We start from the raw sequence: 25,532 nt of genomic DNA, 5'->3' as shown, positions 1-25,532 counted from the left end.
GTGCCCGGCCCGAGGTGCCGGACACTGCTCCACGCGCGGGAGGGCCGACCGGTGCGGTCCGGTCTGCCCACGATGCAGTCTGAGGGGGAATGCGGGGCGCCGGGGGCGCAGGTGATGACACGGCATCTCCCTGATGCGAGGTCAGGTTGGGGCGCCGGCGCCGCGGTTGACGCCACGGTTATTATCCACGCTGACAACGTCTCCGTGCAATTTCACGGGAAATTGCGCGACCGGTGGATGAGGCAGCGAGGATACGTGGTGCGGCCCGGCCCGGCGGGTGGCCGTTGTGCCTGCGTGGCGGAGCGCGTGTAAGGAGAATGCGGTGTCATCAGTGCCGAACGGAGTGCGAGCGAGCTCATTGGGTGCCCGCTGGATCAAGAGCCGGTACAGCAATGCCGAAGGCAATTGCGTAGAGGTGGCCGCTCTGGCCGGAGGAGGGATCGCCCTGCGCAACTCCCGCGACCCGGACGGCCCGGCCCTGGTCTACACGCCGGCCGAAGTGGCCGCTTTCCTGGCCGGCGCGAAAGAAGGCGAGTTCGACCACCTGCTGTGACGCGGAGTCAGGGACCTCCACTTGTGCCGACGCGTGCGACGGCAGACGGTGGGATGCGATACTGCGGTCTGTCGTCTGCCGGTCTACGGGGAGTCAGGATGTCTGCCGAGTCGCCTCGTGTCTCCCGTCTCGAACGGTATCTGAACCGGGCCGAGCCTGCTCCGACCTTGCTGAAGATGCTGGTCGGCGTCCAGCTGGCCGGAATCCGCGAGGACGCGGGCCTCTCTCAGGACCAGGCGGCGCGCGCCGTCGGCTTCAGCCCGGCGAAGCTTTCGCGTATCGAGGCGGGCAAGGGCCGCCGGCCGCCCACGGAAGGCGACGTCCGCGCGTTGCTGGAGCTGTACAGGACCGACGGCCACGAGGCCACGGTGCTGCTGGAGCTGCTGCGGCGCGCGGGTGAGCCGGGATGGTGGCAGCGCTACGACAAGCGCTTGATGCCCGAGTGGTTCGACCGTTTGGTCGGACTGCAGGAGGCCGCCGCGGCCATCCGTACCTTCGAGATCCAGTACGTGCCGGGCCTGCTGCAGACCCCGGCGTACACCCGCGCCGTGGTGGAACGCGGTCTGCCGACGGCGACGGACCGAGAGGTGCAGCGCCGCGTGGAGCTGCGCATGCGCCGACGCGAGCTGCTCGACCGTGCGGACGCCCCGCAGCTGTGGGCGGTCATGGACGAGTCGGTCCTGCTGCGGGTGCTGGGCAGTCGCGAGGTGATGCGCGAACAGCTCCAGCACCTCGTGACGATGGCCGAGCGCCCCCATGTGACCGTGCAGATCGTGCCCCTGGATGTGACGAACGCTTCCGCCCCCGCCATACCCGTCACCTATCTGCGCTTCGGCGGCGCGGATCTGCCCGACGTCGTCTACCTGGAGCACATCAGGAGCGCCACGTTCCTCGAGGACCGGGAGGAGACGGAGGAGTACCGGCTGACGCTGGACCGGCTCGGTGACGAGGCCCTCAACCCGCGCGAGTCCTTGGTGCTGCTGCGCGACACGGCCAAGCGGCTCTATCCGGCCCCGTGACCGCTCCTACCGGATACGGCCCACTCCACCGAACTCGATCCACTCCTGGGTGAGCTGACGGGGCGCCACTTCGTTGTCGGGCCGCCAGGTGGAAACCTCCACCAGCCCCGGCTCGAGGATGTCCAGGCCCTCGAACAACTCCGCGACATCCTTCTCCTGGCGCACCCGGCCCCAGTGCCCCTGCGTCGCCTTGTCCATGAAATCGGTGACGAAGTCCCGGACGTGGGCGTCCTCGCTGACCAGCTGGCACATCACCATGCAGCTGCCCGGCACGAGCGGCTCCGCCACGCGCCGCACCACCGCGAGCGGCCCGTCGGTGTCACTGTCCGGAATACAGTGGAACACCGAGTTGAACAGCACGGCCACCGGCTGTGTGAAGTCGATCAGACGCTGCGTGTCGGGGTGGGAGAAGATCCCCTCCGTGTCCCTCATGTCGGCCTGGATGACGGCGGTGAGCTCGTTCTGCTCCAGCAGGGCCCGGCCGTGCACCATCACCATCGGGTCGTTGTCGACGTACACCACCCGCGAGGAGGGATCGATCCGCTGCGCGACCTGGTGCACATTGTTCTGGGTGGGCAGCCCCGACCCGTGGTCGAGGAACTGCCTGATGCCGTACTCGGCCGCCAGCGTCCCGACCACCCGCTGCAGGAAGCGCCGGTTGTTCAGGGCCAGGGCGCGCGTGCTGGGCACGACCTTGTCCAGCTCTTCACAGGCCGCGCGATCGGCCGCGTAGTTGTCCTTGCCGCCCAGGTAGTAGTCGTACATGCGTGCGGCCGTTGGAACCGTGGCATCGATCGACGTGGACAGCTGCTTCCCAGGCTGCATCAATTCCCCCAGATCCAAGCCGCGGCCCAGTGGTCTGGCCGGACAGACAATACATCGTAGGGACAGGGCAGTTGGCGAGAACAGCCCATCTCCCGAACGTCCCCCGAAGGTGGCGCCCGCGGACCCCGGACGGCCGGTGTGAAGGGACAGGAAAAGCGCATGCCCCGTGCCGGGTCCGTTGCTAGGCTCGGCGTCATGATCACGCTTTCGGCCCAGCACTGGATGATGCCCCGCCAACGGGGCTGCTGAGCACGGACGCGTACCGAATCCAAGGCCCCGGGACGGGGCCTCGACGTGTTGCGTCAAGCGGGCCCCGCCACCCGGCAGGAGGACCGATGACCACATCACGTCACTACATCACCACGACCATCCCGTACGTCAACGCGCGACCGCACCTGGGTTTCGCCCTGGAACTCGTTCAGGCGGACACACTGGCCCGCCACAGACGACACCGGGGCGATCACGTCCGGCTGCTGAGCGGCACCGACGACAACTCCCTGAAGAACGTCCTGGCCGCCGAGGCCGAGGGTGTCGACGTACAGTCGCTGGTCGACCGCAACGCCGACGCGTTCGCCGCCCTGCGCGGGCCCCTGGCGCTGTCGTTCGACGACTTCATCCGCACCAGCAGCGACCCCCGCCACCGTGTCGGGGTGGAACGGCTGTGGCGCCGGTGCGGCGCGGCGGGCGACCTGTACCGCAAGGAGTACGAGGGCCTGTACTGCGTCGGCTGTGAGCAGTTCTACACCCTGGACGAACTGGTCGACGGACGTTGCGTCGAACACGGAACCGAGGCACAGCGTGTCGCCGAGGAGAACTGGTTCTTCCGGCTGTCGCGTTACGCCGGCAAGCTCCACGAGCTGATCTCCAGCGGCACCCTGCGCATCGAGCCGGCCGTCCGCCGCAACGAGGTCCTCGCCCTGATCGCCGGGGGCCTGCACGACTTCTCCGTCTCCCGCTCCCAGCACCGCGCGCGCGGCTGGGGCATCCCCGTCCCCGAGGACCCGAGCCAGGTCGTCCATGTGTGGTGGGACGCCCTGGGCAACTACGTCACCAGCCTCGGCTACGGTACCGGCGACGCCGCGTACGAACAGTGGTGGGCGGCCGGTGAACGCCGTATCCACGTGGTCGGCAAGGGGGTCGTGCGCTTCCACGCCGTGTACTGGCCGGCCATGCTGCTGTCGGCCGGGCTGCCGCTCCCCACCGACATCCTGGTCCACGACTACCTCACCGTCGGAGGCCGCAAGATCAGCAAGTCCGGCGGGACCACCGTGGACCCGGTCGCCCTGGCCGCGGCGTATGGCACCGACGCAGTGCGCTGGTGGCTGTTGCGCGACGTTCCCCGGGTCGGGGACGCCGACTTCACCCCCGAACGACTGACCGCTCGCGCGGATGCGGACTTCGCCGGAGGGCTGGGCAACCTCGTCCACCGCATCGTGACAATGGTCCACCGCTACCGCGCCGGGAGGGTTCCCACCGTCCACCCCACCGGGTCCGCCGAGGCGGCCCTGATCGACGTGTGCCGGAAGGCTCCCGGCCGGATCGACGCCGCCCTGGCCGACTTCGACTTCCGCCACGCCATCCGTGCTGTCTGGGACATCGTGGAGGAGGCCAACCGCTGTATCGACGCCGCCCGGCCCTGGGAGCCGGCCCGCGCGGAGCGGCAGGGTGACAGCGCAGCAGGCGGCCGTCTGGACGCCGTCCTTGCCGCACTGGTCGGGGCGTGCCGTGTCCTGGCCGACGAACTGCGGCCCTTCATCCCCGACGCCGCCACGCGGATCGCACACCAGGTGACGCCCGTCGACGGAGGGCAGCTGCCGTCCGCATCCGCGCTCTTCCCCCGCCTCCAGGAGCCCAGGCAGCCCGGGTGACACCTGCGTTCACCGGTCCCGGCCGGTCTCCGCCCGACACACCGCGCGGCGCCGGATGGCACACCCTCGTCCCGGTGCTGTCGTCCGTGCCACGAAGGCCGCGGCGGCCCGGCCGACCACGGGATCCCGTGCGCTCACCAGGGCACGGGTGTTCCGTCCCAGGAGAAGAACGCGCCGGTGGGGCCGTCGTCCGGCAACAGTGACAGTCGCACGGCCCCCTGGGCGGCCTCCGCCGGGTCCCCGCCGGCGGAGGCCGCGCGCTCGTTGAGGTCGGTGGCCCGCAGACCGGGGGCGAGCGCGTTGACCTTGAAGCCCCCCTCGGCCAGTGCCTGGGCATAGAAGGCGGTGAGGGCGTTGAGCGCGGTCTTCGACGATCGGTAGGCGGCGGCGCCACCACTGCCGTGGGTGAACTGGGGGTTGGGGTTCGTGCTCCAGGTCAGCGATCCGGTACCGCTGGAGATGTTGACGATGCGGGGATGGGGAGAGCGGCGCAGGGCGGGCAGGAAGGCATTGGTGACCGCGATGACCGCGAACACGTTGGTCTCGTACGTCCGTCGGAACTCCTCGACATCGGCCTCGGCCGCCGGGGCGGGTGAGACCGAGATGCCCGCGTTGTTCACGAGGACGTCCAGGCGGTCCACTCGCGCCGCGGCCTCGGCGATGCTCTCGGTGTCCGTCACGTCGAGGACCAGCAGGCGGGCGTCGCCGCCGATCTCCTCGACGGCCCGCTGCCCGCGCCCGGGGTCACGGGAGCCGACGTACACGGTGAAGCCCTCCTCGGCGAGTTGGCGGGCAATGTGTTTGCCGATGCCTTTGTTGGCACCGGTGACGAGTGCTGTGCGATCGTTCATGCCGCCAACGGTTCCCTGGCGGTGAACGCCCTGCCAGGGACAACCTGTACCAGGCACGGGAGGAGGGATCATGGCGAGGCAGGAACTGGCCCGCTTCCTGCGGCACCGCCGTGAGAGGCTGCGTCCGCAGGACATCGGCCTGCCGACCGGCGCTCCCCGGCGTACGCCGGGCTTGCGGCGCGAGGAAGTGGCCGAGCTGGCCCATATGTCGGTCGACTACTACACACGGCTGGAGCAGGCCCGCGGCCCCCGCCCGTCGCCCCGGATACTGGACGGGCTGGCGCAGGCCCTGCACCTCACGCCCGCCGAGCGCAGCCACCTGTTCCGCCTGGCCGGATCGAGCGCGCCACCAGGCAGCAACGCCGTGCGGCGGGTGCGTCCGCACGTGGCCGGCATGCTGCAAAGGCTCCCCGAGACCGGTGCCATCGTCACCGACGCGGCCTACGGCGTCGTCGCTTGGAACCCGCTGGCGCAGGCACTGCTGGGCGATGATCTCGGACGCGGAACCACCAACCTGGCCCGCCGTCGTTTCCTCGGCCAGGGACACATGTACGAGACCTCCAGCGCCGAGGAATTCGGGCACATTGTGGTGGCGCGGCTCCGCCGGGCCGCCGACCGCTACCCCCACGATGCGCAACTCACTGGTCTGCTGGCCCAGTTGCGCGCTGGCAGCGAGGAGTTCCGGCAGATCTGGGAAACGCGCCCGGTCCACGCTCCCGGGCACCGCACCAAGGTCCTCGACCATCCGGTGGCGGGGAAGGTGCGGCTGAACTGCGACGTCCTGCTCGTGCCCGAGGACGACCAGGAAGTCGTCCTGATGACGGCGGACCCCGGATCACCGTCGGCCCGCACATTGCGCCACCTTGCTGCAAGGACGGGCGGCGGACCGGTGCTGTTCCCGGCCGTGTGACCACGGCTGTACGCAGCTGATCCGGTACGCATCCTTCCGGCCGACCACGCGGAGTGATCCGGCGCGGCGGGGATACCCGTGGACGTATGACTCGGCTGCTGAAACGGGGACGCGGGGATCACGAGGCGCGACACGGTCGTCGGCCGGATGCCGCGGACCGACGGCAGGAGCCCCGTACGGACACCACGGTCGCGCGGCCCGGGCCGGACCCGGAGGTGGAACGCAAGGCTCCGGACGCACCCACCGAACTGTCCGGACAGCGGTGGGGGTGGTGCTGAAGGGCACGCTGCGCGAGTTCCGGAATGACGAACTGACGGACCGGGCCGCAGCTCTGACCTACTACGGGGTGCTGTCGCTCTCCCCGGCCCTGCTGGTGCTGGTGTCCCTGCTGGGCGTGGCGGGCAGGTCGGCGACCGACAAGGTGCTGAACAATCTCAAGCACTTCGCACCCGGCCCGGCCCGGGACATCGTCACGCGGGCCGTGGAGCAACTGCAGGGCAACGTCGGCAGCGGATCCGTCGTGGCGATCGCGGGCCTGGCCATGGCGGTGTGGTCGGCGTCCGCCTACATCGGTGCATTCATCCGCACCGCCAACGTCGTCTACGACGTGCCCGAGGGCCGGCCGATCCGGAAGGTGCTCCCCATCCGCGTCGCCGTGACCGCGGTGCTGCTGATGCCGGCCGTGATCAGCGCGCTGACCGTGGTGTTCTCCGGCGGCTTGGCCCGCCAGGCCGGGACCGCGCTGGGTATCGGGCACTCGGCGCTCACGGCGTGGTCGATCGCCAAGTGGCCCGTCCTCGCCGTGCTGGTGACGATCATGATCGCGACCCTTTACCGGGCCAAACCGAACACCAGGACCGGCGGCGTCCGGTGGGTCGCGCCGTCCGGTGGGTCACGCCGGGCAGCTTCCTGGCGTTGGTGATCTGGATGATCGCTTCCGGCGGGTTCGCGTTCTTCGTCGCCGACTTCTCCGCCTACAACAAGGCGTACGGCACCTTGGCGGGCGTCATCGTCTTCCTGGTCTGGCTGTGGATCGGCAATCTCGCGATCCTGCTCGGCCTGGAGTTCGACGCGGAGACGGCGCGGCAACGGGCGATCGCAGGCGGCCGTCCGCCCGATCAGGAGCCGTACACCGAACCACGCGACACCCGTGCCTGGGACGAGGACGACCGACACCGTTCGGGTACCGATGAGGAGGGGTGAGAGCCTCGTGCCCCGGTGTCACCGCCGGGCGCTCCTGCGCAGGACCTGGTCGAGGCCGACCGCGACGATGACGAGGGTCCCGGTCGCCACGTCCTGGTAGAGGCTGTCGATACCCGCCTGGGTGAGGCCGGAGCGCAGCACGTTGACGATGAGGGTGCCGATGAGAGTGCCTACGACGCTTCCCCGCCCGCCGAAGAGGCTGGTTCCGCCGATGACGACGGCGGTGATGCTTTCCAGGTTCGCCGTCTGGTACGCGTTGGGGTCGGCGTTGGCGATGCGGCCGAGGGCCTGCCAGGCGGCGATGCCGTAGAGGAACCCGGCGGTGACGTAGACCGAGAGGACCGTGCGCCGCACGTTGATCCCGGTCAGCCGGGCGGACTCCGGTGCGTTGCCGACGGCGTAGATGTGCCGGCCCCAGGCCGTGTCGGCGAGCACGTACCAGAAGAACGCGTACAGGCCCACGAGCAGGAACGTCCCCCAGGTGAGGAGAACCGCACCGAGCTGGGCGCCGTATCCCCACACCAGGAGCAGATGGTTGGTCACCGGATAGCTGCGCGACTGGGAGTAGAGCCTGCTCACCGCGAAGACGACGGTCAGGGCACCCAGGGTCACGATGAAGGGGGGCAGGGCCAGCCGGGCGACGAGCAGGCCGTTCACCAGTCCCAGGAGGGTCGCCACGACCAGACCCAGCAGCAGGGCCACCACGGGGTTGCCGCCCTGGAAGGCGAGTTTGGCCATCACGATCGTGCCGAGGACCGTGATGGCGCCGTTCGAGAGATCGATACCGGCGGTGAGGATGATCAGGGACTGACCCAGTGCCAGCGTGCCGATCACGATGGACTGCTGCAGCACCAGCGAGAGGTTCTCGGCCGTCAGGAACGTCTCCGTGGTGATCGAGAAGGCCACCACGGCGATGAGCAGAGCGGCGAGAGGGCCGACGATCGGCGTGCGCAGGGCGTACCGGAGCGTCTCCCGGAGCCGGGCGCGCCGTTCACTGGCGGCGGCGCGGCTGGTGACAGGTGTTCTCATCGGCCGTCCTGATCCCTTCGACCGCTCGGCGTCGGTACGTCATCCCCAGCAATGCTTCAGTCCCCAGTCCGTGTTCTGGGACGCCAGTCCGTCCACCGGCTTGTCGGTGATGAGCACCGTGCCCGTGTCCCAGATTCCGTGCGGCCTCTTCCCGCTCCTGGCGTACTCGACGACCGAGTCGACGCCCCGCGTGGCCATGGTGACCGGGAACTGCATGACCGTGGCCGCGTACTTGCCGGACCTGACGTCGCGGACGCCGTCGCATCCGCCGTCGATGGAGCCGATGGTCACCTTCTGGGCGAGGCCGCGGGCCGCGATGGCCGCGGAGGCGCCACCGGCCACCGGCTCGTTGATCGTGTAGACCGTGTTGATGTCGCTCGTGCGTTCCAGCAGGTTCTCCGTCGCGGTCTGCCCCGGATTGCGTTCACCATTGGTGTTCGCCTGCCCACGGATCGCCGGAGAGTGGTTCGTGATCCCGAAACCCCTGAGGAATCCCTCGTGGCGCTGCTGGCTGACGGTGGAGTCGCTGGTGCCGTCGAGTATGAAGGCCTTGGGCGGCCGGCCGGCGAGAGCGGCCTTGAGGTAGGCACCCTGGAGGCGTCCCGCCTTGACGTTGTCCGTCGCGTAGGTGGCGTCGGTCGCGCTCGGCGGCTGGGTCGTGGAGTCCAGCGCGATCACCAGAATTCCCTGTCGGCGGGCCTCCGCGATGGCGCTCAGGAGCCCCGTGCCGTTCGACGGGGTGATGAGGATGCCCTTCACACCGCGGGAGATGAGGCCCTCCATCGCGGCGACCTGGCCCTCGTTGTCCCCGTCGAACCGGCCGGCCAGGGCGATGAGCTCGGCGTGGTTCTTCTTCGCCGCAGCCTCGGCGGCCTTGCGCATGGTCACGAAGTACGGATTCGTATTGGTCTTGGTCACCAGGCCGATCGTGAACTTCCCCGTCCCGGCGCCACCGCTGTGGCTCTGCCCCCCGCCGCAGCCGGCCGCGACGAGCAGGAAGCCTCCCGCCATGAGGAGAGCCGCTCCCCGTCGGCAACGCCACCGCTGGGCGTGTGTGCGGCCCGTACGGTCGTGTGTCATGGTCACGCCCTCCTCCGGCCGGTCCAACGTCACACGAGCCTTGTCCCTACATCATGTGCCGAGATTATTCCGAAAGGTAACGTATGGGGGCTTTGACCTACTGTTGACCCCGGGTCGGGTTTCCGCCGAGGCCTTGCGGCCTCACCGCCGTCGTACGGAGAAGGCGAGGTTCGCGTGACCGGTCCGCCGCTGCTGGCGCTGCGCGGCATCTGCAAGCGGTTCGGCGCCGTCCAGGCCCTCCAGGACGTCGAGCTGGAGGTGCACAGAGGTGAGGTCGTCGCCCTGCTGGGGGACAACGGTGCGGGCAAATCCACTCTCATCCGGGTCATTGCGGGAGTCGACCCCGCCGACAAGGGCGTCATCGAATGGGAGGGCCGGGTCGTGCAGATCAGGACGCCCCGGGCCGCCCAGCACCTCGGTATCGCAACGGTCTACCAGAACCTCGCGCTGTGCGACGGCCTCGATGTCGCCGAGAACCTCTTCCTCGGACGCGAGCAGAGGCGCCCCAGTGCTCTGGGCCGCTTCTTCCGGGTGATGGACAAAGGCAGCATGCGCAGGGAGGCGCGCCGACAACTCGACGCGATGGGCATCCGGGTCCCCGACGTGCGTGCTCCCGTCGCCTCACTGTCGGCGGGCCAGCGGCAGACGGTCGCGATCTCCCGGGCGCTCCTGGGCGAACCGAAGGCCGTCCTCCTGGACGAGCCCACCGCGGCACTCGGCCTCCAGCAGGCGGGCCATGTCCTCGACCTGGTCGACGAGCTCCGCGAACGGGGGATCGGGGTGATCCTCATCAGCCACAACATGGGAGACGTCAAGGCCGTCGCGGACCGGGCGGCAGTGCTGCGGCTCGGCCGCAACAACGGCCTCTTCCATGTGCCGACCACACCACAGGACCGGATCATCTCCTCAATCATCGGCGTCTCGAGCAACCCCTGACCCGGGGCGGCGTCCCGCGGGCCCGGGCGCCGACGGCGGAGGGCGGGCGGCGTCGTGGTCCACTCCTGATCGCCCGATCCCTCGATCCACCGGAGCGAACCGGCCCCGCGGCGCGGCGGCGGACAGGCCGTTGAGCAGGTCGGCCGTCGGCCCCGGCAGGGCCCGGGGAGCAGGGCCGCACGGTAGTCGGCGTCGGAGACGACGACCCCGCGGACGGAGCGGCCCGTGAGCTGCGTGGCGATCGCAGCGATGCAGACCATATCGATCGCATCGGGGCCGGTGAGTGCGGGTGTCACCCCCTCGCCGTTGCGCAAGGCGGTGAAGGAGACCGGACTCCCGGAGCGCCGCCTCCGCGGCGGCGTGGTCGGACGCGGACGCAAGGAGGGCCTGATGGACGCGGTCGTCGCCCTGGCAAACCCGACGCTGTCACACTCCTGTACGGCCGGTACCGTCCCGCCGCGCCCCTCCCCGCCTGCTAGGTGCTCGCCTCGCACATCCGGCGCATCGCCGAGGCGGGCCGCCTGCGGATGCCCGAGGACCGCGCCGCGGCCTGGTCAACTCCGCCCGATGCGGTACGGCAATCACGCTCATCGCCACGCCCGAGGACCGCCGCGATCCGGAACCGCCCACCGCGGCCTGCGACGCGGTTACCCGGCCATCACCACCGACGCACACGCCACCGGGTACCCGGACCCGTCGCGGCTGCCGCCTTCCGTGCCACGCTCCCGCAGACCGACGCCCTGACCGCGCCGCAGCGCGCCCTCATGCAGGAGCGAATGACCGACGGGCGTGCGCATCAGGTCGCGCCCAGGACCTCGCGCGCCGCCCGTTCGCCGGAGCGCACCGCTGCCGCCATCAGCCCGTGCATCACCGTGGCCGACTCCGTGCTCGCCCAGTGGACCCGGCCCACCGGCCGCCGCAGCGCGCTGCCGTAGCTCGTGAGGACACCGGGCGTGAAGTGGGCCATCATTCCGCCCAGTGACCAGGGTTCGGCCGACCAGTCCGTCTCCAGGCAGACGGTGGGTGCCAGTGCCTGGGGACCGAGGCGTTCGGCGAGTGCCGACAGCCAAAGTTCCCGCGTTCCCGCCTTTGAGCGGGGTCCAGACGCCCCAGCCGCAGGGCGCCGGGGCCGAACGCGTAACGGCTGAGCACGCCCGGCCGTCCGGAGCGCGGGGTCTGGTCGATGGTGACGCTCACCGGCGACTCGGGCGCCAGTGTCTGCCCCGACAGGTTCCGGCTGCGCCAGAACGGCTCGGGGTGGATCGTGTGCACTCTGAGGACGGCCCCGGGCACCAGCCGTTGCAGCAGGTGGCTGTGGACGGCGGGCAGGGGCGGGTCGAACACGATCCGTCCCGCCGGCGCGGGCGGGGTCGCCACGATCACCCGCCCGGCCCGCACCGCCAGTCCGTCACCCACCACCTGGGCGCCGCCGCCGTTCTGGAGGCGCAGCCGGCCGCCATGGCATCCCGCCGCGCCCTGTGGTCACCCGCCGGTGGATCAGGCATACCCGTCCGGTCGATCCGTCAGCCGGTACCACCGCCCATTGCGGCACACAGACTGCCCGGCGGGACGGGCGGTCTCCTCGCGCCCGGTCGTGATCCCCATAATGAGGAGCCCGCGGTGCCGTACGACGCTAGGGTGCTGCGATGGGCCTGTATCCGGAGACGGAACCGTACGACCACGGCATGCTCGACGTCGGTGACGGCAACCGCATCTACTGGGAGGTGTGCGGAAACCCGCACGGCAAGCCCGCGGTCATGCTGCACGGCGGACCCGGTTCCGGATGCGGCCCCTCGTTCCGTCGGTACTGCGACCCGGCGGCCTACCGCATCGTGCTGCTCGACCAGCGCGGCTGCGGACGGTCCACCCCGCGCGCGAGCGCGTACGACACCGACATGAGCGTCAATACGACGGCCCACGTCATCGCCGATCTGGAACTGCTGCGGCGGCACTCGGGGATCGAGCGGTGGCTGGTCTGGGGCGTGTCGTGGGGGTCCGTGCTTGGGCTGCGATACGCGCAGACACATCCCGAGGCCGTGTCCGAGCTGGTCGTCACTGCCGTCGGCACCGGATCGAACCCCGAAGTGGCCCTGCTGACCAGGGGGCTTGGCCAGATCTTCCCCGAGGCCTTCGAGCAGTTCCTGGCCGTGCTGTCCGAGGACGAGCGCGACGGAAACCTCGCGGCCGCCTACAACCGGCTGATCGAGTCGCCCGATCCGCAGGTGCGGGCCCGTGCGGCGCGGGCCTGGACCGACTGGGAGACGGCGATTGTTCCGGCGCCGCCGCGATCCGTCGAGCGCTTTGAGGACCCCGCCTTCCGCATGGCCTTCGCCCGCACCGTCACCCACTACTTCGGCAACGACCACTTCCTCGGCGACGGCAACGACGAGGGCGTCGTGCTGCGGGACGCCCCCCTCCTCAAGGGCATCCCCGGCACACTCGTCCAGGGCAGCCTCGACTTCGGCAATCTGCTCGGCACGGTGTGGCGGCTCCATCATGCCTGGCCCGGCAGCGAGTTGATCGTGGTGGACGACGTCGGCCACACGATGGGGGCGTCGGGCGTGGTGGACGCACTGGTGGCGGCGACGGACAGCTACGCGCGCCGCTAGGCCACGGGTCCTGCCGTCCGTGTCGGCCATGAACACGCGTCGTGCGCGGACCGCCGCCCGCCGCTTCGCTCCCGCCCTCCTCAGCCGATGCGGGCCTCGCACCAGGCGAACCGGGCCGACCGGGTTCGACCGGTGTGCCGAATCGACTGTGGATCAGCGAGTCACACGCATCGGACCGGTGGAGTGTGGCTCCGGTTCCGGCTCCTGACGTGCCAGCCACTCCGCGATGGTGCGGGCGATCGGCTGGCCCGTGTCCATCTCCACGAATCCGAACTGGCCCGACTGGTTGCACTCGAGGAACCACCAGATCCCGTCGCCGTCCTCGGCGAAGTCGAAGGCTCCGTAGGCCAGTTCGGCCTCGCGCAGATACGAGTGCACGGAAGCGGCAATGCGCGGCGGGACGTCGACGGGCTGCCACGGGTCGGTGGAAGGGGCAAAGCGGACATCGACGTCGTCGGGGTCGGGGGAGGCCGGTTTACGCGCGGCCAGGAGCCGGTCACCGACGGCGGTCAGCCGGATGTCGGCGCGCTTGGCTATTCGCCGCTGCAGCAGGGTCGGACCGAATGCGACGGCAGTGAAGTCGGCGTCCGGAGCGATACGGCTGGTGGGCACCGCCCTGGGCGGCTCCTGGGGGTGCGTGCCGGAGACGGGCTTCACCACCAGGTCGGGGAATCGCTCGGCGAAGTCGCGGGCGGCCTGCGGAAACGTGGTGATCAAGGTGGCCGGTACGGGGAGTCCACTGCTCTGGGCGAGACGCAGCTGCCAGGGCTTGCGGCGGGCCCGCCGGGCCGCGTCGGGGCGGTTCATCCAGCGCGCTTCGGTGCCGTGCAGCATCCCGTAGAGGGCCTGCGAGGACTCCTCGGTCAGCCAGTCGGACTGCTCGTCGACCCGTGTGGCCGGAACTCCGGGCCTGCGCACCCAGATGGACCGCAGTCCGCTCGTGCTCACCAGGCGGCCTGCGGCGGACAGATGCCCGCGGAAGGCCCCATGCACGTACTCACCCGAGAGGGCGACATCGCCGGGGAGGTCCGCGGGGTCCAGCCGGAGCACCGGGACCCCGGCGGTGTTCAACTCGGACACCACCATGTCTGCCGTCACATCCTGTTGACTGGTGAGGATCAGCACGGTCATCGTCGACGTTCCGTGTTCAGTCGTCGAAGTGGGTCTTCGAGCCCGCGGTGGAGGTCGTGGCCCCCCATTCTTGCAACACGGCGTAATCGTGGGCGGCGATCCGCCCGTCCGGGAGCACGTTCAACTGCAGTCCGGAGTCATACCTGTACGGAACGCTGACCTCCAACTCCTCGGCAGGGCGAGCGTAGTCGAGCGCGAACAGTCGCATCGTCTCTCCTTGTTCAGTGCTTCCTCGGGCAACCGGATGGTGACGCTCCGGCATCACCGTCGCTGCCGGGACGCTGTGCTCTCACGGAGTTATACGAATCGAACGGGTGAATGGTTGCCTCACGGTGTGTAACCATAAGGGGCGGTCTCCGGCTCTTCCTCCTCGGCATCCTCGATCCGCCCTCCGTGCACGTGCCCTCAGCTGCATGGGACGTGCCACCCGGCGCTGTGGATCCGGTCACGACCGGCCTCCGCGCAAGGCCACCGAATTCAGATGACGTGATTCAGATGACGTGCTGCTGAATGCGTTCGTTTTCCTCTATTGGACCTTCGGTCCCGGGCCAGCCAGGCTGGTGTGCGGGCCGATGCCGCCGTGGGCCTTTCCCGCGGTGGCCGGCCGGTACAGGTTCTCCGCGACAGCCGAAAGAGGTCACGAGCACATGCACACTCGCCGCATCGGTGACGTCGAGGTCAGTGCGATCGGCCTGGGCGGTATGCCCATGTCGATCGAGGGCCGGCCGGATGAGACACGTTCCCTCGCCACCATCCACGCGGCGCTCGACGCCGGCGTCACATTGATCGACACCGCGGACGCCTATCACCGCGATGCCGACGAAGTCGGTCACAACGAAACCCTGATCGCCAAGGCCCTCGCCTCCCACGAGCGGGGCACGGAGGTTCTCGTGGCCACGAAGGGCGGGCACCTGCGCCCCGGCGACGGCAGTTGGACGCTGGACGGCTCCCCCCGGCACATCAGGGAAGCGTGCGAAGCCTCCCTGCGCCGTCTGGGCGTGGAGGCCATCGGGCTCTACCAGTTCCACCGTCCCGACCCCAAGGTCCCCTACGCGGAGTCCGTCGGAGCGGTGCGGGAGCTCCTCGACGAGGGGAAGATCCGTATGGCGGGCATCTCCAATGCCGACCCGGACCAGATCCGGCAGGCCGGAGAGATCCTCGGCGGCCGCCTGGTCTCCGTACAGAACCAGTTCTCGCCGGCCTTCCGCTCCAGCGAGCCGGAGCTTCGGCTGTGCGACGAGCTCGGCATCGCCTTCCTGCCGTGGAGCCCTCTGGGCGGTATCTCCCGGGCACGCGAACTGGGCTCGGCGTACGCGCCGTTCGCTCGGGTCGCCGAGGCCCACGGAGTCAGCCCGCAGCAGGTGTGCCTGGCCTGGATGCTCGCCAAGTCGCCGGTGGTCGTGCCGATCCCCGGCGCCAGCCGGCCGGAGACCATCCGCGACTCGGTGGCGGCCGCGGAGCTCGAGCTCAGGGCCGAGGAGTTCGCCGAGCTGGACGCGGTCTGACACTTCCGGGCTCGCGCTTTCCCGTTGCGCATGTCGACTCAGGGGACCTCCGGGTGGAGGCCGTATTCGGCCGGCCACTCGAGCAGGTCCCGTCGGGAGGCCCCGACCAGGTGCCCTCCGGTGAAGCGGGCATCGTCGGTCACTTCTGCCACACACTCGGGAGGCGGAACAAAGGACTGCGCTTCCTCGTCGGTGGTGAACTCGGCCTCCGCCAGGACGAGGCCCTGCAGAGGGCCGTCGAAGACATCAACGCCCAAGGGTGGCACGCTGAAACGCCTCTTGGAGAGCTCCGCTGCCGGCAGCGAGGCGAGCAGATCGTACTCGGACGGTGACAGACAGATATTCGTGATCAAACCCTGTACGGCGCCTGGGAGAGGGACCGGCACCTTCTGAGTGAGCTTCAGCTCGCAGGTGTCGTCCGGGAGTTGCGCGCGTCGCAGCCGTAGACGCGTTCCCACCAGATACCGGTCGGTGATCGCACGAGTGGCAGTGACCGATGATGGTGCCGGCGGGTGGGCCAGCAGGAACCGTCTCTCCCGCTCGATGCGTGCATATTTCCCTGGGCGAACGGACGAGCCTTCGTATCCACCGGCCTTCTCCACCATGGGACAAGCCTAGGGAAATCCACAGTCTGCCCGGTGATTGGCAAGAGGTACCTCGACCTCGGCATCCGGCCCCTCGTACCGTGACGGCGTACACGGGGGTTGTGCGCGCACCCGGCCCGGGGCACGGCACGTCAGCCCGGGGGAATCCCCCGTGTGCCGTGCTCGGAGCGAGCCCGGACGGTTGCCTCCAGGAGGTCCATATGCCCGGCCATATCGCCGTCCTCAGCATCCCGGCACAGGGACACATGCGCCCCGCGCTGGCGGTCACCGAAGAGCTTGTCCGGCGAGGACACCGTGTCAGCTTCCTGACGCCGGAGAGCTTTGCGCCCGCGGTGCGGGCAACGGGCGCCACCGCGCTGCCGTACGAGACCGTGCTGACGGAGATCCTGGGCCCCGGGCAGTACCAGACGCTCACCCCGGACATGCTGGCCTGGTCGGCCGTGCTGTTCCTGGAGGAGAGCGCGAAGTTGGTGACGCTGGCCCGGCAACTCTTCGTCGACGACGTGCCCGACCTGGTGCTGTACGACATGATCGTCGCCCCGGCGGGCCGGGCCCTGGAACAGCTCTGGGAGCGCCCCGCGGTGCAGTCCACCCCCTCGATGGCGTCCAATGCCCACTACTCGCAGATGCGCGCGGTCTGGGAGATGTGCGGTGTTCCGGACGACCACCCGGCCACGGCCGAACTCCTCGACCGGGCCAAACAGTTCGCGGCCGAGCTGGGCCTCACCGCCGCCCCGGAGTACCTGGTCGACTGGGGAGCCGACCGGAGTCTGGTCTACGCGCCCCGTGAGTTCCAGCCGGTCGGGGAGACCTTCGGGGAGGAGACGACGTTCGTCGGCCCATGCCTGTCCGCGGAGTACACCAGAGCCACCTGGGAGGCGCCGGGGGACGGGCTGCCGGTCGTCGTGATCTCGATGGGCACGCTCTACAACAACCAGCCCGATTTCTTCCGTACCTGCGTTCGTGCCTTCGACGGCCGACCCTGGCACGCGCTGATCACCGTGGGGAACGGCCTGGATCCCCAGGAGCTGGGCCCGCTTCCGCCGAACGTCCAGGCCCTTGCGTGGATTCCGCAGCTGGCGGCGCTGAGGCAGGCCGATGTCTTCGTCACCGCCGCGGGGCTGGGAAGCCTGATGGAGTCGTTGTACACGGGCACACCGCCGGTGCTCATCCCGCAGATGCCGGAGACCCGGGTGCTCTCCCGCCGGGCGGTGGAGCTGGGGCTCGGCACGCTGCTGGATCCCGCGGAGATCACGGAGGACACCCTGCTGGGCGCCGTGCGCGGGACGGCCGCGGACGAGGGGCTGCGCGAACGGGTGCAGCGCATGGCCGAGGTGATGGAACGAGCTGGCGGCGCCGTACGGGCCGCGGAGGCCCTGGAGGCCCGGTTGTGATCAACGGCCCTCGGGGCGGGACTGCTGACGGCGGAGGTCGGGGGCGCGCGAGGTGCGTCCCTGCCATCGTCGCCTCTGTCGGCGCGCCTACCTGGGCGGGTTTGACGACAGGTCCTAGCGGCGGATATGGCGGACAAGCCAAGGGGTAAGCGTGTGACGCCAGATCAGCTCCTTGTACGTCTCGTCGCCGGGCAACGGGACGATCAGCCACTGGCCGGGAGGGAAGGACCTCTCCCTGACGTGGGCCAGACCGCCGTGGACGGACCGCAGGAACGCCGGGACCGAGTCGCGGGGAACGTCGTCGAACTCCACGTCCTCGACGGTGATCTTCGCGTCGTCCTCCGGGAAGAGCCGGACGGTGACGGAGGGAGAGCCGCCCAACTCGATGAAAGCCTCGTGCGGCAGTGAGCCGTCCGGGTCGAGAACTGTGAATGCCCCGGCGGACGTGCGCCGGGACGTCTGGTCCGCGCCGATGTCGTCGGTGACGGTCAGCGCCAGGTTGTACTCCTGCGCGATCTCGCGTATCGCCGTGACGGCTGCCTCAGTGGTCGGCAGATGCGGGTGCTTCATGGTCCCGATCATGCCTCACGAGTGGCGACGCACCTCAAGAACGCACGGAGCGCCGAACAGCGCCCCGCGGTGAAAGGCTGAGGGCGAGGAAAGCGAAGGGACTATTTTCGAGAAGAATTGAGAAGGAAGTCCGTTCATGGCCTCGCCGCGGCCAACAGTAGCAGTCAGCCCGGGATCAGGTCCCGCAGATTTTCCGGGGTGAGGATCCTGGAGTCCGGGTGCAGGCCCTCGGGGCGTTCCAGGCCGATGTAGGTGACGGGGCCGTCCGGAACCGTCTCGCCGTCCCAGAGCGCCACGGTCGTGGCACCGTCGGCCATCAGATCAGTGAGGTACCGGACCGTGAGGTGGTCGCGCTCGACGATGCCGCGCAGCAGCGTTGCGACCGACACCCGGTTTCCTTCGACACGGTTGGCCGAAGGATTGCCCTTGAGATAAAGGTGCAGCCACTTGGCGCGCCATTGACCGTCACGCCCGCGTTGGAACGCCAGCGGCAGTGCGACGCGGCCCGGACCACGCAGGTCCGACTTCATGCGCACCGTGCGCGGCTCGAACGGCCGGCCCTGTTGTTCGGCTTCGCGCAGCATGAAGCCGAAGAACGACTCCTCGACCTCCTCGAAGCCCTCTCCGGAGAAGATGTTGACCTGCGGGACGATGAAGGTGCCGCGCACCGCCCCCAGACGGAGGTTGATGAACTCCGAGGCGCCGTCGGGTGCATCGGTGATATCGCCCGAATGCTCGCCTTCGATGTCGGTGAGGGCCGTGTAGGACAGCCAGGAGAGGGTCGTGTAGCGGGCGTCCAGCATCAGCGCCGAGAGGTCGTAGTCGGTGCGGTGGTGCGTCTGCTTCCAATAGACGAAGAAACGCAGCAGCTCGCCATGGACCGGGGTGACGGAGCCGCGTGGCAGTACGCCGAGGCCGGACGACGTCGCCTTGCCGCTGAGCGGGAGCGCGACATCGAGGATGTCGGGGTCGATCAGCAGGTGCCCGGTGGCCGGGAGACGCCGGCGTATCTCGGCGTCAAGAGCGGTGACCAGGCGCTTGCGTTCCCGGGGCAGCACGGGTGCGCGGGTGTCGGAGGTGACCCAGGCACGGCCGAGGCGGTTGACGAAGACGCGGCGTTCGCCGGTTTCCCCGTCGCGGTTGTGGAAGTGTTCGCGCACCGACAGCACGACCCGGCCCGAGACCTTGGGAGCGACCTGCTCGGCCGCGGCCACGACCGCGTCACGCTCGTCCTGGGTGAGGGCCGTACGCAGCAGGCGGTCCAGGGAGCGGAACAGCTTGCCGGGGGCGGACTTCAGCAGCTCGGCCGCTGCGGTGACGTCGCTCAGGCCGAGCAGCTCCTCGACACGGCTGTCGAAGGACTGTGCCTTCTTCTCGCCCCGGGCGATGGCGAACACCTCCGCGGCGTGCGGCCACCGCGGGTACTCGTGCGGGTGAAGGCGTTCACCGAGGCGCTTCCAGGCCTCGCGATGCGCGTGGACATCGGCGAGCTTGGCAGGGGCCACGGCGACGACGGCGTCCAGACCCGCGAGCAGGGCGCGGCGAACAGGGCGGGACAGCGCTCGGAACCGAGTCGGTTCCTGGAGGGTCACGTCGCCCTCCGACAGCGCACAGGCCAGACGGAGTACATCGGTGACCGTGTCCAGAAGGAGATCCGCGCCTGCGTTCAGGCGGGCCTGGTTGATGAGGGCTCGGTTCTCCCGGATCGGTATCGCTTCGGGCTGCGGACCGTTCACCCGGTGCTCGGCGAGGACCCTCAGGTCACGCAGGTCGTCCTCGCCCAGCGGTGTGGTGCTGCCGGCCAGCGCCAGGTACAGGGCGGTGACCTCGTCATCCAGGTCGCTGCCGAGGTGCAGAACCGTCATGCGGTCCCCGACCGCGGCGATCAGCTCGTCGTGGGCGGCGAGCATCTCGGTATAGCTGTGGCGGTAGTTGCCGTAGGACGGGAGGGTGAGCAGGTCGAGGACGCCGGTCTGGAGTTGGGCGACCGTGCGGACCCGTGACGCGTCATCGGCGAGCGCCTCGGCGATGCACTGCATCCAGAAGTCGAACGTGTCGGGCACGTTGGCCGGGAAGTCGATGAAGTAGACGTTGTGCCGGACGTGGTCGCCGACCATCTCACGGATGGTCGGCAGCGTGCGCGCGGCGGTGTCCACGACCGTGGCCTCGGACAGTCCCGACAGGTGCTCCAGCAGGCCCGCCGAGAGTTTGAAGCCCACAGACATGAGCGCGGCGTCGAACTGCCGCGCTGCGACGTCGCCCTCACCCGCGGCTCCCACGGGGGAAGGAAGACGGTGGGTATGCCGGATGACCAGCGGTTCCAGGCTGAGGCTCATTGCGGCATGCTCCCAGAACCGTGCGCCTCGACGCATTCGGGTTTTGAGGTGGTCGGCTGGTGTCGAGGAGTCAACTTGCAGTGAGAGTCGCGCTTACACCTGACTGGCCCCGTGGCGTCACACCTTGGCTATGTCCGATATGACAGTTATATGGGGTGTCGGTACGTTCATCGCAGGTCGGCTACTCGGCCGGCGTCTGTGAGAGAGAGAAGTGACATGCCCACGCGTACTTTCATTGTGACCGCTGCCGCAGTGACGGCAGCGGTCCTTGCCGCCACTGGCATCATCACCTACGCCTCGACCGCCGGATCCGCCGAGGCCGCCCCGGTCGCTCGACGAGCGGCTCCTCCCGTCCAGCGGGCGGCCCCGACCGTCAAGCGGGCCGCCCCTGCCCCCGTCCCGGCCCCGGTCGGTGGCGCCGCCGGAAAGGCGGACGAGCGGCGTGGCCGGGAGGGCGGCGACCACGGCTACGGCCGCAGGTACGAGGGAAGGATCTATTTCAACGACCGGGTGTTCTCGGCCGCCATCGATGGCTGTGTCCCGGCAGCTTCCGGGCTGGGGTCCAACAGCTTCAACATCTTCAACGACAGCAAAGAGATTGTTGAGGTCTTTCGCGGGTTCACCTGTGACAATGGCGCTCCGGTCGCCACGGTCGGACCCTTCGGGGCCACGAACGGAGTCGTGACCCGCACCGTCAGCGGAGGCGTGTTCGGTGACGATGGCGTTGTGGGCAGCTTCCGTGTGGTCGGACATTTCGACGAGTGGTGACGGCATCACCCGCGACAGAGGGAAACCCGGCCCGCCGGAATCGGGCCGGTGTTTCCGGTTCTAGCCGCAGTAGGTGTCTCCATCGGGCCGCTGACCGCCGGTCGCCAGGAAGCGGGAGACGGTTCGGTCGCCGCACGCGTTTCCGTTGGCGAGGTAGGAGTCATGGCCGGTGGAGTCCACGGTCACGATGACGGCGCGTGCGCCGAGTGCACGGCGGAGCTTGAGAGCGCCGCTCAGCGGGGTGGCGACATCGCGTTCATTCTGCACGAGCAGGATGTCGGAGGGTCCGCGGTCGGTGATCCGTACCGGCGCGTGCCCGGGCGGGTACGGCCAGGCGGCGCAGACCATTGCGTTCCGGGGCATGCCCGCGGTCAGCGGGTACTTCTTCCGGCTTTCGGTGACCTCTTTCCGGTACTCGGTGGCCGATGTGGGCCAGGCCACGTCGTTGCAGAGGGTCGCTGCGCCCACCGCGGCGACGTTCTGCAGCACCGGCTCCGGCGGTGCCGCCGGCGCGGGCGGCACGGTGCCGTTCCCCGCGGCCACCATCAGTTTCGCCAGGGTGGGGAAGCGGCTGGGCGAGTAGAGGCTGTCGAGCATGGTCTGGCGCAGCACATTGCCGTTCAGCTCCTCGGGGTTGGCGCCCGGCCAGGGGATCGGTGCTCGGTCGAGACGTGCGGCGAGGCGCAGGAACAGAGGCCGCACCTCGGCCGCACTCCTGGCCACCCGGTCCGGATTGCCGGGCGCCGAGGCCCACTTGGCGAACTCCGGAAAGGTGTCCTCGACGCCCGTCTCGTGCCCGGCCAGCCAGGCACGCGCGACGCGGTCCGGGTCGGGATTGTCGTTGCTGTCCAGGACGATGCGGTCGGTGCGGTGCGGGAACAACTGGCTGTAGACGGCACCGACATACGTACCGTACGAGACGCCCCAGGCGGAGAGCCTGCGTTCGCCGAGCGCGGCGCGGATGCGGTCGATGTCGCGCGCCTCGTCGACCGTGCTGATGTGCCGGAGCAGCTCGCCGCCGTTGCGCGCGCAGGCGTCGGCCATCCGGCGGGCGGTGGTCATGTTCTCCGTGACGGACCCGTCCGGGGCCGGCCACGGCCGCAGCTTCGAGGTGGCGAGGTCGGCGTGGTCGAGGCCGCAGCTGACGGAGGTGGAGGGCGCGAGCCCGCGCGGGGCAAAACCGATCAGGTCGTAGGCGTCACGCACATCCTGCGGCAACTTCTGACCCTTGCCCGAGGGGTCGGCGAGGCTGGAGCCTCCGGGCCCGCCGGGGATCATCAGCAGCGCGCCACGACGCGCGGCCGGCTTCTCGCTGGGGATCCGGGAGATGGCGACGTCGATCTTCCGGCCGCCCGGGTCGGCGTAGTCCATCGGCACCTCGACGGACGCACACTGCTGCCACGGGTCGAGCCCGCTGCCCTCGCACTTGGTCCACTTGAGGGAGGGGGCCGCGGCAGCCGCCGCCGCGGACACGGGTGCGGACGTGGTCAGCGGGGCGACGACACCGAGAAGGACGGCGGAGGTGGCGATCCAGGAGGCTCTTGCGTTACTGGTCAGCTTCATGCGCAGAAGCCTCGCGGATGGCCCCCCACCTCTCCCATCCGGGCAACGTCCCTGTTTTCACTGGGGTTTGCCCCACTCGACGCCTCGGGTCCGCATGCACCCCGACGACGTCAGTTCCAGAGGGGAACGTTCTCCACCCGGCCGAACCCGTCCGGCGTGCCCTGGGTGAAGACGAGGCTCATCTGCGTGTAGTGCTCCACCTGCGGGTGCTTCTTCCAGGGCTGTGGGTGGTCGAGCCGCACGACGACCGGGTACTTGTGGAATTTTCCCGCCGCGCAGTACGGCTTGCAGTCGTTCACCCAGTTGAAGCCCTTGGCCACCGCCGAGTTCTCGTCCCAGCGCGACCACTGGAGCGAGGCGAGCCGGCTGTTGCCGTCACCGCACGCGATGATGAAGTCGCCGGGGTTTACTCGTGCGTGCCAGAAGCAGTCGACGATCACGGGGCGCGCGGGCTGCTGCTTCACGGCGCGCACGGTCGACGAAGACGCCGTCGGTGCGGCGGAAGCCGTTCCCATGGCTGCCGCGAGCGCAGTAGCGATACAGAGCGTGACCGTCGTACTCACTGTGTGTTTCCGCATGTGCGCTCCCGGTCGCCTGTCTCCGGACCCCATGTGCCCCGCGCGTGCACTCCTGCTTCGCCCGTCTGCCAAGGTCTCGCGTGCGAGGGTTTCTGTAACGACGCTACGACCGTGTCAGGGGATGCACCACTCGTACGTAGCAATGGCGCGACATCGCTGCGCTGTGTAAGGCCGGATGTGGCCGAGTGTAGCCGAGCGATGCCGCCCGCCGAGGCAGCGGGCGGCACAGCGATGGTCGGGCCTGTGCAGCCGTGAACGCGGGTTCGAGGGCCTAGGTTCTGAGCATGACGACAACCGCATCGCAAGAGGCGTTCCTGAAGACCTTCCACGCCGAGCAGCCGGCGCTGACCGCGGACGTACTGGGCCGTGGCCGCGCTTCGGACGGCCGGACCAGCTATCAGATCCTGTGCGACCGGGTGGCCGGGAGCAGCCGGGTGCTCGACCTCGGGTGCGGCGACGGGCTGCTGCTCGAACTGCTCGCCGCGGTCGGCGGTCGGGAGCTTGCCGGGATCGATCTTTCTCCCGAGGCGTTGGCGCTGGCCCGCAGCCGACCGGGGTTGTCCGGCACGACGCTGGTGGTGGGGAGGGCACAGCATCTCCCTTTCGATGACTACAGTTTCGACGCCTGTGTCTCCCATATGGCGCTGATGCTGATGAGCGACGTGGAGCAGGTCGTCGCGGAGATCGCGCGGGTGCTGTCCTCGGGAGGCGTACTCGCGTGTGTGCTGGGAGGCGGAATCGCCGGTGATGCCTACGAGCGGTTCCGCTCCCTGCTGACCTCCGCGATCGAAACGCTCCCCGCGGCCCGGCGTATCCCGGCGCTGGGTGACAGAAGGACGCGAACCCGCGACGGGCTCGACGACCTCCTTGGCCCGGCCGGGTTCGAGCCCGTGGACTGGGAGACGATCGCCATCGATCTCAGCGGGACGGCGGAGCAGGTGTGGGCGGCCGTCTCGGGTGTCTACGACATGGGCCCGCTCGAACAGGAGGCCCGCGCAGCACTGCGTGATTCCTTCCTCGACGAGGCTCGAGCGATGGCACCCTCTGGCGGTCACGTCCCCTGCACGTTCAGAGTCCATGTCGCGACGGCGCGGCTGCGCTGAAGCACCTCTGAAGGCGCTCTGAAGGCGCGCGCCCGCGGGAGAGTTCTACGGTTTCGGCGGGCGGCCCGACATCTGTGGCATCGGTTCGGTTCCCCGGGGACCGACGGACACCTTCTCGGTGTCGAAGATGTCATCCCCGTACAGATCCTGCACCCAGTTGGTCTGATAGATGGTGTCGAGGTACCGCTCGCCGAGGTCCGGGGCGATGGCCACCGCCGTGAGATCACGGGTGCCATGCCGGTCCAGCCATTCCATCGCCCCGCTGACCACCGTCCCAGTGGAGCCGCCGAACAGGAACCCCCGTCTTGCCAGACGGTGGCAGGCACGGATGGTGTCCACTTCCTCGACCTGCATCACCTCGTCCACGTATGACTCGTCGAGCAGCGGCGGACGCATGCTCATGCCCAGGCCTGGAATCATCCGGCGGCCTGGCCGGCCGCCGAAGGTCACCGAGCCGACACTGTCCACCGCGACGATACGGACCGGACGGTGCCACTCCCTGAAGTAGCGTCCGCAGCCCATCAGGGTCCCGGTGGTGCCCGCGCCGACGAACAGCACATCCAGTCGCGGGAACTGACGGGCGATCTCCGGCGCTGTTGTCCGGTAGTGCGCCCGCCAGTTGCCCGGATTGGTGTACTGACTGAGCCACACATAACGGTCGTCGGAGGCGCACAGCTCGCGGACGAAGTTGATCCGCGAGCCGAGGAGGCCGCCGTTGGCGTCCACGTCGGCGATGATGTGCACCTGGCTGCCCAACGCCTCCATCAGCAGTCTGGTCGACAGATTGCAACGGGAGTCCGTCACACACATGAATTGGTAACCCTTGCTCGCGGCGATCATGCTGAGCGCCACGCCCAGGTTTCCGGACGAGGACTCGACCAGTATCGAATCCGGCGTCAGGATTCCTTCCTGTTCGGCGGTCTCCACCATCTCGGTCGCGGCCTTCATCTTGATCGAGCCCGCGAAGTTGAAGCCTTCGCACTTCAGGTAGAGGGAGCGTCCGAGGATCGACTGGAGGTCGATGAAGAGACGGCTTTCGTTGAAGCCATGCGGAGCGGATATGACGGGCACGGTGGCCTCCTGATGCCACAGCTGA

At 69.3% G+C, this 25,532-nt stretch carries 24 protein-coding genes and 1 pseudogene; 11 read left to right on the top strand and 14 right to left on the bottom strand.

Going from position 1 to position 25,532, the window contains the following annotated elements; genetic code table 11:
- Positions 1 to 322: 322 nt before the first annotated feature.
- Both ABT186_RS19090 and ABT186_RS19085 read left to right on the top strand, forming a co-directional pair.
- Positions 323 to 553 carry a DUF397 domain-containing protein gene (locus tag ABT186_RS19090; RefSeq protein ID WP_351233282.1) on the top strand — a complete coding sequence of 77 codons (231 nt, stop codon included), beginning with the start codon at positions 323 to 325 and terminating at the stop codon, positions 551 to 553.
- Between the two features lie 98 nt (positions 554 to 651).
- Positions 652 to 1,572: a helix-turn-helix domain-containing protein gene (locus ABT186_RS19085; protein WP_351233284.1), complete on the top strand. Its 921-nt coding sequence runs from the start codon at positions 652 to 654 to the stop codon at positions 1,570 to 1,572.
- Positions 1,573 to 1,578: 6 nt separating this feature from the next.
- Here the strand turns inward: ABT186_RS19085 and ABT186_RS19080 are convergent, their stop codons facing one another.
- Positions 1,579 to 2,397 carry an SAM-dependent methyltransferase gene (locus tag ABT186_RS19080; RefSeq protein WP_351233286.1) on the bottom strand — a complete coding sequence of 273 codons (819 nt, stop codon included), beginning with the start codon at positions 2,395 to 2,397 and terminating at the stop codon, positions 1,579 to 1,581.
- Positions 2,398 to 2,732: 335 nt separating this feature from the next.
- Between ABT186_RS19080 and ABT186_RS19075 the strand changes: the two genes are divergently transcribed.
- Positions 2,733 to 4,265 carry a methionine--tRNA ligase gene (locus tag ABT186_RS19075; RefSeq protein WP_351233288.1) on the top strand — a complete coding sequence of 511 codons (1,533 nt, stop codon included), beginning with the start codon at positions 2,733 to 2,735 and terminating at the stop codon, positions 4,263 to 4,265.
- Positions 4,266 to 4,399: 134 nt separating this feature from the next.
- Here ABT186_RS19075 and ABT186_RS19070 read toward each other — a convergent pair whose 3' ends face one another.
- Positions 4,400 to 5,116 (bottom strand): SDR family oxidoreductase, encoded by a 717-nt coding sequence (locus ABT186_RS19070; protein WP_351925971.1) that lies wholly within the window; start codon positions 5,114 to 5,116, stop codon positions 4,400 to 4,402.
- 70 nt (positions 5,117 to 5,186) lie between these two features.
- Here ABT186_RS19070 and ABT186_RS19065 point away from each other — a divergent pair, with 70 nt between their 5' ends.
- Positions 5,187 to 6,026, top strand: a complete 840-nt coding sequence (locus ABT186_RS19065) for a helix-turn-helix transcriptional regulator (RefSeq protein ID WP_351925969.1) — start codon at positions 5,187 to 5,189, stop codon at positions 6,024 to 6,026.
- A gap of 86 nt (positions 6,027 to 6,112) precedes the next feature.
- A pseudogene (locus ABT186_RS19060) lies at positions 6,113 to 7,229 on the top strand (YihY/virulence factor BrkB family protein).
- An 18-nt stretch (positions 7,230 to 7,247) separates the two neighbouring features.
- Here the strand turns inward: ABT186_RS19060 and ABT186_RS19055 are convergent.
- The gene (locus ABT186_RS19055) at positions 7,248 to 8,258 is read right to left on the bottom strand and encodes an ABC transporter permease (RefSeq protein ID WP_351229517.1); all 1,011 of its coding nucleotides are present in this window, start codon (positions 8,256 to 8,258) and stop codon (positions 7,248 to 7,250) included.
- 39 nt (positions 8,259 to 8,297) lie between these two features.
- Positions 8,298 to 9,338, bottom strand: coding sequence for a substrate-binding domain-containing protein (locus ABT186_RS19050; RefSeq protein WP_351925967.1), 1,041 nt, complete (start codon positions 9,336 to 9,338; stop codon positions 8,298 to 8,300).
- 174 nt (positions 9,339 to 9,512) lie between these two features.
- Here ABT186_RS19050 and ABT186_RS19045 point away from each other — a divergent pair, with 174 nt between their 5' ends.
- Positions 9,513 to 10,274: an ATP-binding cassette domain-containing protein gene (locus ABT186_RS19045; RefSeq protein WP_351229520.1), complete on the top strand. Its 762-nt coding sequence runs from the start codon at positions 9,513 to 9,515 to the stop codon at positions 10,272 to 10,274.
- A gap of 796 nt (positions 10,275 to 11,070) precedes the next feature.
- Here the strand turns inward: ABT186_RS19045 and ABT186_RS19040 are convergent.
- Both ABT186_RS19040 and ABT186_RS19035 read right to left on the bottom strand, forming a co-directional pair.
- Complete coding sequence (locus ABT186_RS19040; RefSeq protein WP_351925983.1) at positions 11,071 to 11,340, bottom strand: FAD-dependent oxidoreductase; 270 nt, start codon at positions 11,338 to 11,340, stop codon at positions 11,071 to 11,073.
- Positions 11,241 to 11,690, bottom strand: a complete 450-nt coding sequence (locus ABT186_RS19035) for an FAD-dependent oxidoreductase (RefSeq protein ID WP_351925965.1) — start codon at positions 11,688 to 11,690, stop codon at positions 11,241 to 11,243. The genes ABT186_RS19040 and ABT186_RS19035 overlap by 100 nt, the downstream gene beginning before the upstream one ends.
- A 230-nt stretch (positions 11,691 to 11,920) precedes the next feature.
- On the opposite strand from ABT186_RS19035, the gene pip reads away from it, so the two are divergent.
- Positions 11,921 to 12,883 (top strand): prolyl aminopeptidase, encoded by a 963-nt coding sequence (gene pip / locus ABT186_RS19030; protein WP_351925963.1) that lies wholly within the window; start codon positions 11,921 to 11,923, stop codon positions 12,881 to 12,883.
- 153 nt (positions 12,884 to 13,036) lie between these two features.
- Here pip and tgmB read toward each other — a convergent pair whose 3' ends face one another.
- Both tgmB and tgmA read right to left on the bottom strand, forming a co-directional pair.
- On the bottom strand, positions 13,037 to 14,014 hold the full coding sequence (gene tgmB, locus ABT186_RS19025; RefSeq protein WP_351229524.1) for an ATP-grasp ribosomal peptide maturase: 978 nt from the start codon (positions 14,012 to 14,014) through the stop codon (positions 13,037 to 13,039).
- 16 nt (positions 14,015 to 14,030) lie between these two features.
- Entirely contained in the window at positions 14,031 to 14,222 is a 192-nt protein-coding gene (tgmA, locus tag ABT186_RS19020; RefSeq protein ID WP_351229526.1) for a putative ATP-grasp-modified RiPP, read from the bottom strand.
- Positions 14,223 to 14,661: 439 nt separating this feature from the next.
- On the opposite strand from tgmA, the gene ABT186_RS19015 reads away from it, so the two are divergent.
- A complete protein-coding gene (locus ABT186_RS19015; RefSeq protein ID WP_351229528.1) occupies positions 14,662 to 15,519 on the top strand; it encodes an aldo/keto reductase in 858 nt (285 codons plus the stop codon).
- A 38-nt stretch (positions 15,520 to 15,557) separates the two neighbouring features.
- On the opposite strand, the gene ABT186_RS19010 is transcribed toward ABT186_RS19015, so the two are convergent.
- A complete protein-coding gene (locus ABT186_RS19010) occupies positions 15,558 to 16,124 on the bottom strand; it encodes a CYTH domain-containing protein (RefSeq protein WP_351925961.1) in 567 nt (188 codons plus the stop codon).
- Positions 16,125 to 16,324: 200 nt separating this feature from the next.
- On the opposite strand from ABT186_RS19010, the gene ABT186_RS19005 reads away from it, so the two are divergent.
- A complete protein-coding gene (locus ABT186_RS19005; protein ID WP_351925960.1) occupies positions 16,325 to 17,518 on the top strand; it encodes a macrolide family glycosyltransferase in 1,194 nt (397 codons plus the stop codon).
- Positions 17,519 to 17,632: 114 nt separating this feature from the next.
- Here the strand turns inward: ABT186_RS19005 and ABT186_RS19000 are convergent, their stop codons facing one another.
- A complete protein-coding gene (locus ABT186_RS19000) occupies positions 17,633 to 18,088 on the bottom strand; it encodes an SRPBCC family protein (RefSeq protein WP_351229534.1) in 456 nt (151 codons plus the stop codon).
- 164 nt (positions 18,089 to 18,252) lie between these two features.
- Positions 18,253 to 20,424, bottom strand: a complete 2,172-nt coding sequence (locus ABT186_RS18995; protein ID WP_351925958.1) for a TerD family protein — start codon at positions 20,422 to 20,424, stop codon at positions 18,253 to 18,255.
- A gap of 216 nt (positions 20,425 to 20,640) precedes the next feature.
- Here ABT186_RS18995 and ABT186_RS18990 point away from each other — a divergent pair, with 216 nt between their 5' ends.
- Complete coding sequence (locus tag ABT186_RS18990) at positions 20,641 to 21,192, top strand: hypothetical protein (RefSeq protein ID WP_351229538.1); 552 nt, start codon at positions 20,641 to 20,643, stop codon at positions 21,190 to 21,192.
- Between the two features lie 60 nt (positions 21,193 to 21,252).
- On the opposite strand, the gene ABT186_RS18985 is transcribed toward ABT186_RS18990, so the two are convergent.
- A complete protein-coding gene (locus tag ABT186_RS18985; RefSeq protein ID WP_351925956.1) occupies positions 21,253 to 22,755 on the bottom strand; it encodes an alpha/beta hydrolase in 1,503 nt (500 codons plus the stop codon).
- A 110-nt stretch (positions 22,756 to 22,865) separates the two neighbouring features.
- Positions 22,866 to 23,219 carry a hypothetical protein gene (locus tag ABT186_RS18980; RefSeq protein WP_351229542.1) on the bottom strand — a complete coding sequence of 118 codons (354 nt, stop codon included), beginning with the start codon at positions 23,217 to 23,219 and terminating at the stop codon, positions 22,866 to 22,868.
- A gap of 398 nt (positions 23,220 to 23,617) precedes the next feature.
- Here ABT186_RS18980 and ABT186_RS18975 point away from each other — a divergent pair, with 398 nt between their 5' ends.
- On the top strand, positions 23,618 to 24,436 hold the full coding sequence (locus tag ABT186_RS18975; protein WP_351229544.1) for a class I SAM-dependent methyltransferase: 819 nt from the start codon (positions 23,618 to 23,620) through the stop codon (positions 24,434 to 24,436).
- 45 nt (positions 24,437 to 24,481) lie between these two features.
- On the opposite strand, the gene sbnA is transcribed toward ABT186_RS18975, so the two are convergent.
- A complete protein-coding gene (sbnA, locus tag ABT186_RS18970; protein ID WP_351229546.1) occupies positions 24,482 to 25,507 on the bottom strand; it encodes a 2,3-diaminopropionate biosynthesis protein SbnA in 1,026 nt (341 codons plus the stop codon).
- Positions 25,508 to 25,532 lie beyond the last annotated feature (25 nt).

It is taken from the genome of Streptomyces sp. NPDC001634 (assembly GCF_040298185.1).
In the GTDB taxonomy this organism is placed as follows: domain Bacteria; phylum Actinomycetota; class Actinomycetes; order Streptomycetales; family Streptomycetaceae; genus Streptomyces.
This window is presented reverse-complemented; position numbering and strand designations above follow the sequence as displayed.

Bases quoted from the DNA above. Each gene is read 5' to 3' on its own strand.
- ABT186_RS19085 (WP_351233284.1), top strand. From the start codon at position 652: ATGTCTGCCGAGTCGCCTCGTGTCTCCCGTCTCGAACGGTATCTGAAC.
- ABT186_RS19080 (WP_351233286.1), bottom strand. From the start codon at position 2,397: ATGCAGCCTGGGAAGCAGCTGTCCACGTCGATCGATGCCACGGTTCCA.
- ABT186_RS19075 (WP_351233288.1), top strand. From the start codon at position 2,733: ATGACCACATCACGTCACTACATCACCACGACCATCCCGTACGTCAAC.
- ABT186_RS19070 (WP_351925971.1), bottom strand. From the start codon at position 5,116: ATGAACGATCGCACAGCACTCGTCACCGGTGCCAACAAAGGCATCGGC.
- ABT186_RS19065 (WP_351925969.1), top strand. From the start codon at position 5,187: ATGGCGAGGCAGGAACTGGCCCGCTTCCTGCGGCACCGCCGTGAGAGG.
- ABT186_RS19055 (WP_351229517.1), bottom strand. From the start codon at position 8,258: ATGAGAACACCTGTCACCAGCCGCGCCGCCGCCAGTGAACGGCGCGCC.
- ABT186_RS19050 (WP_351925967.1), bottom strand. From the start codon at position 9,338: ATGACACACGACCGTACGGGCCGCACACACGCCCAGCGGTGGCGTTGC.
- pip (WP_351925963.1), top strand. From the start codon at position 11,921: ATGGGCCTGTATCCGGAGACGGAACCGTACGACCACGGCATGCTCGAC.
- tgmB (WP_351229524.1), bottom strand. From the start codon at position 14,014: ATGACCGTGCTGATCCTCACCAGTCAACAGGATGTGACGGCAGACATG.
- tgmA (WP_351229526.1), bottom strand. From the start codon at position 14,222: ATGCGACTGTTCGCGCTCGACTACGCTCGCCCTGCCGAGGAGTTGGAG.
- ABT186_RS19015 (WP_351229528.1), top strand. From the start codon at position 14,662: ATGCACACTCGCCGCATCGGTGACGTCGAGGTCAGTGCGATCGGCCTG.
- ABT186_RS19010 (WP_351925961.1), bottom strand. From the start codon at position 16,124: ATGGTGGAGAAGGCCGGTGGATACGAAGGCTCGTCCGTTCGCCCAGGG.
- ABT186_RS19005 (WP_351925960.1), top strand. From the start codon at position 16,325: ATGCCCGGCCATATCGCCGTCCTCAGCATCCCGGCACAGGGACACATG.
- ABT186_RS19000 (WP_351229534.1), bottom strand. From the start codon at position 18,088: ATGAAGCACCCGCATCTGCCGACCACTGAGGCAGCCGTCACGGCGATA.
- ABT186_RS18995 (WP_351925958.1), bottom strand. From the start codon at position 20,424: ATGAGCCTCAGCCTGGAACCGCTGGTCATCCGGCATACCCACCGTCTT.
- ABT186_RS18990 (WP_351229538.1), top strand. From the start codon at position 20,641: ATGCCCACGCGTACTTTCATTGTGACCGCTGCCGCAGTGACGGCAGCG.
- ABT186_RS18985 (WP_351925956.1), bottom strand. From the start codon at position 22,755: ATGAAGCTGACCAGTAACGCAAGAGCCTCCTGGATCGCCACCTCCGCC.
- ABT186_RS18975 (WP_351229544.1), top strand. From the start codon at position 23,618: ATGACGACAACCGCATCGCAAGAGGCGTTCCTGAAGACCTTCCACGCC.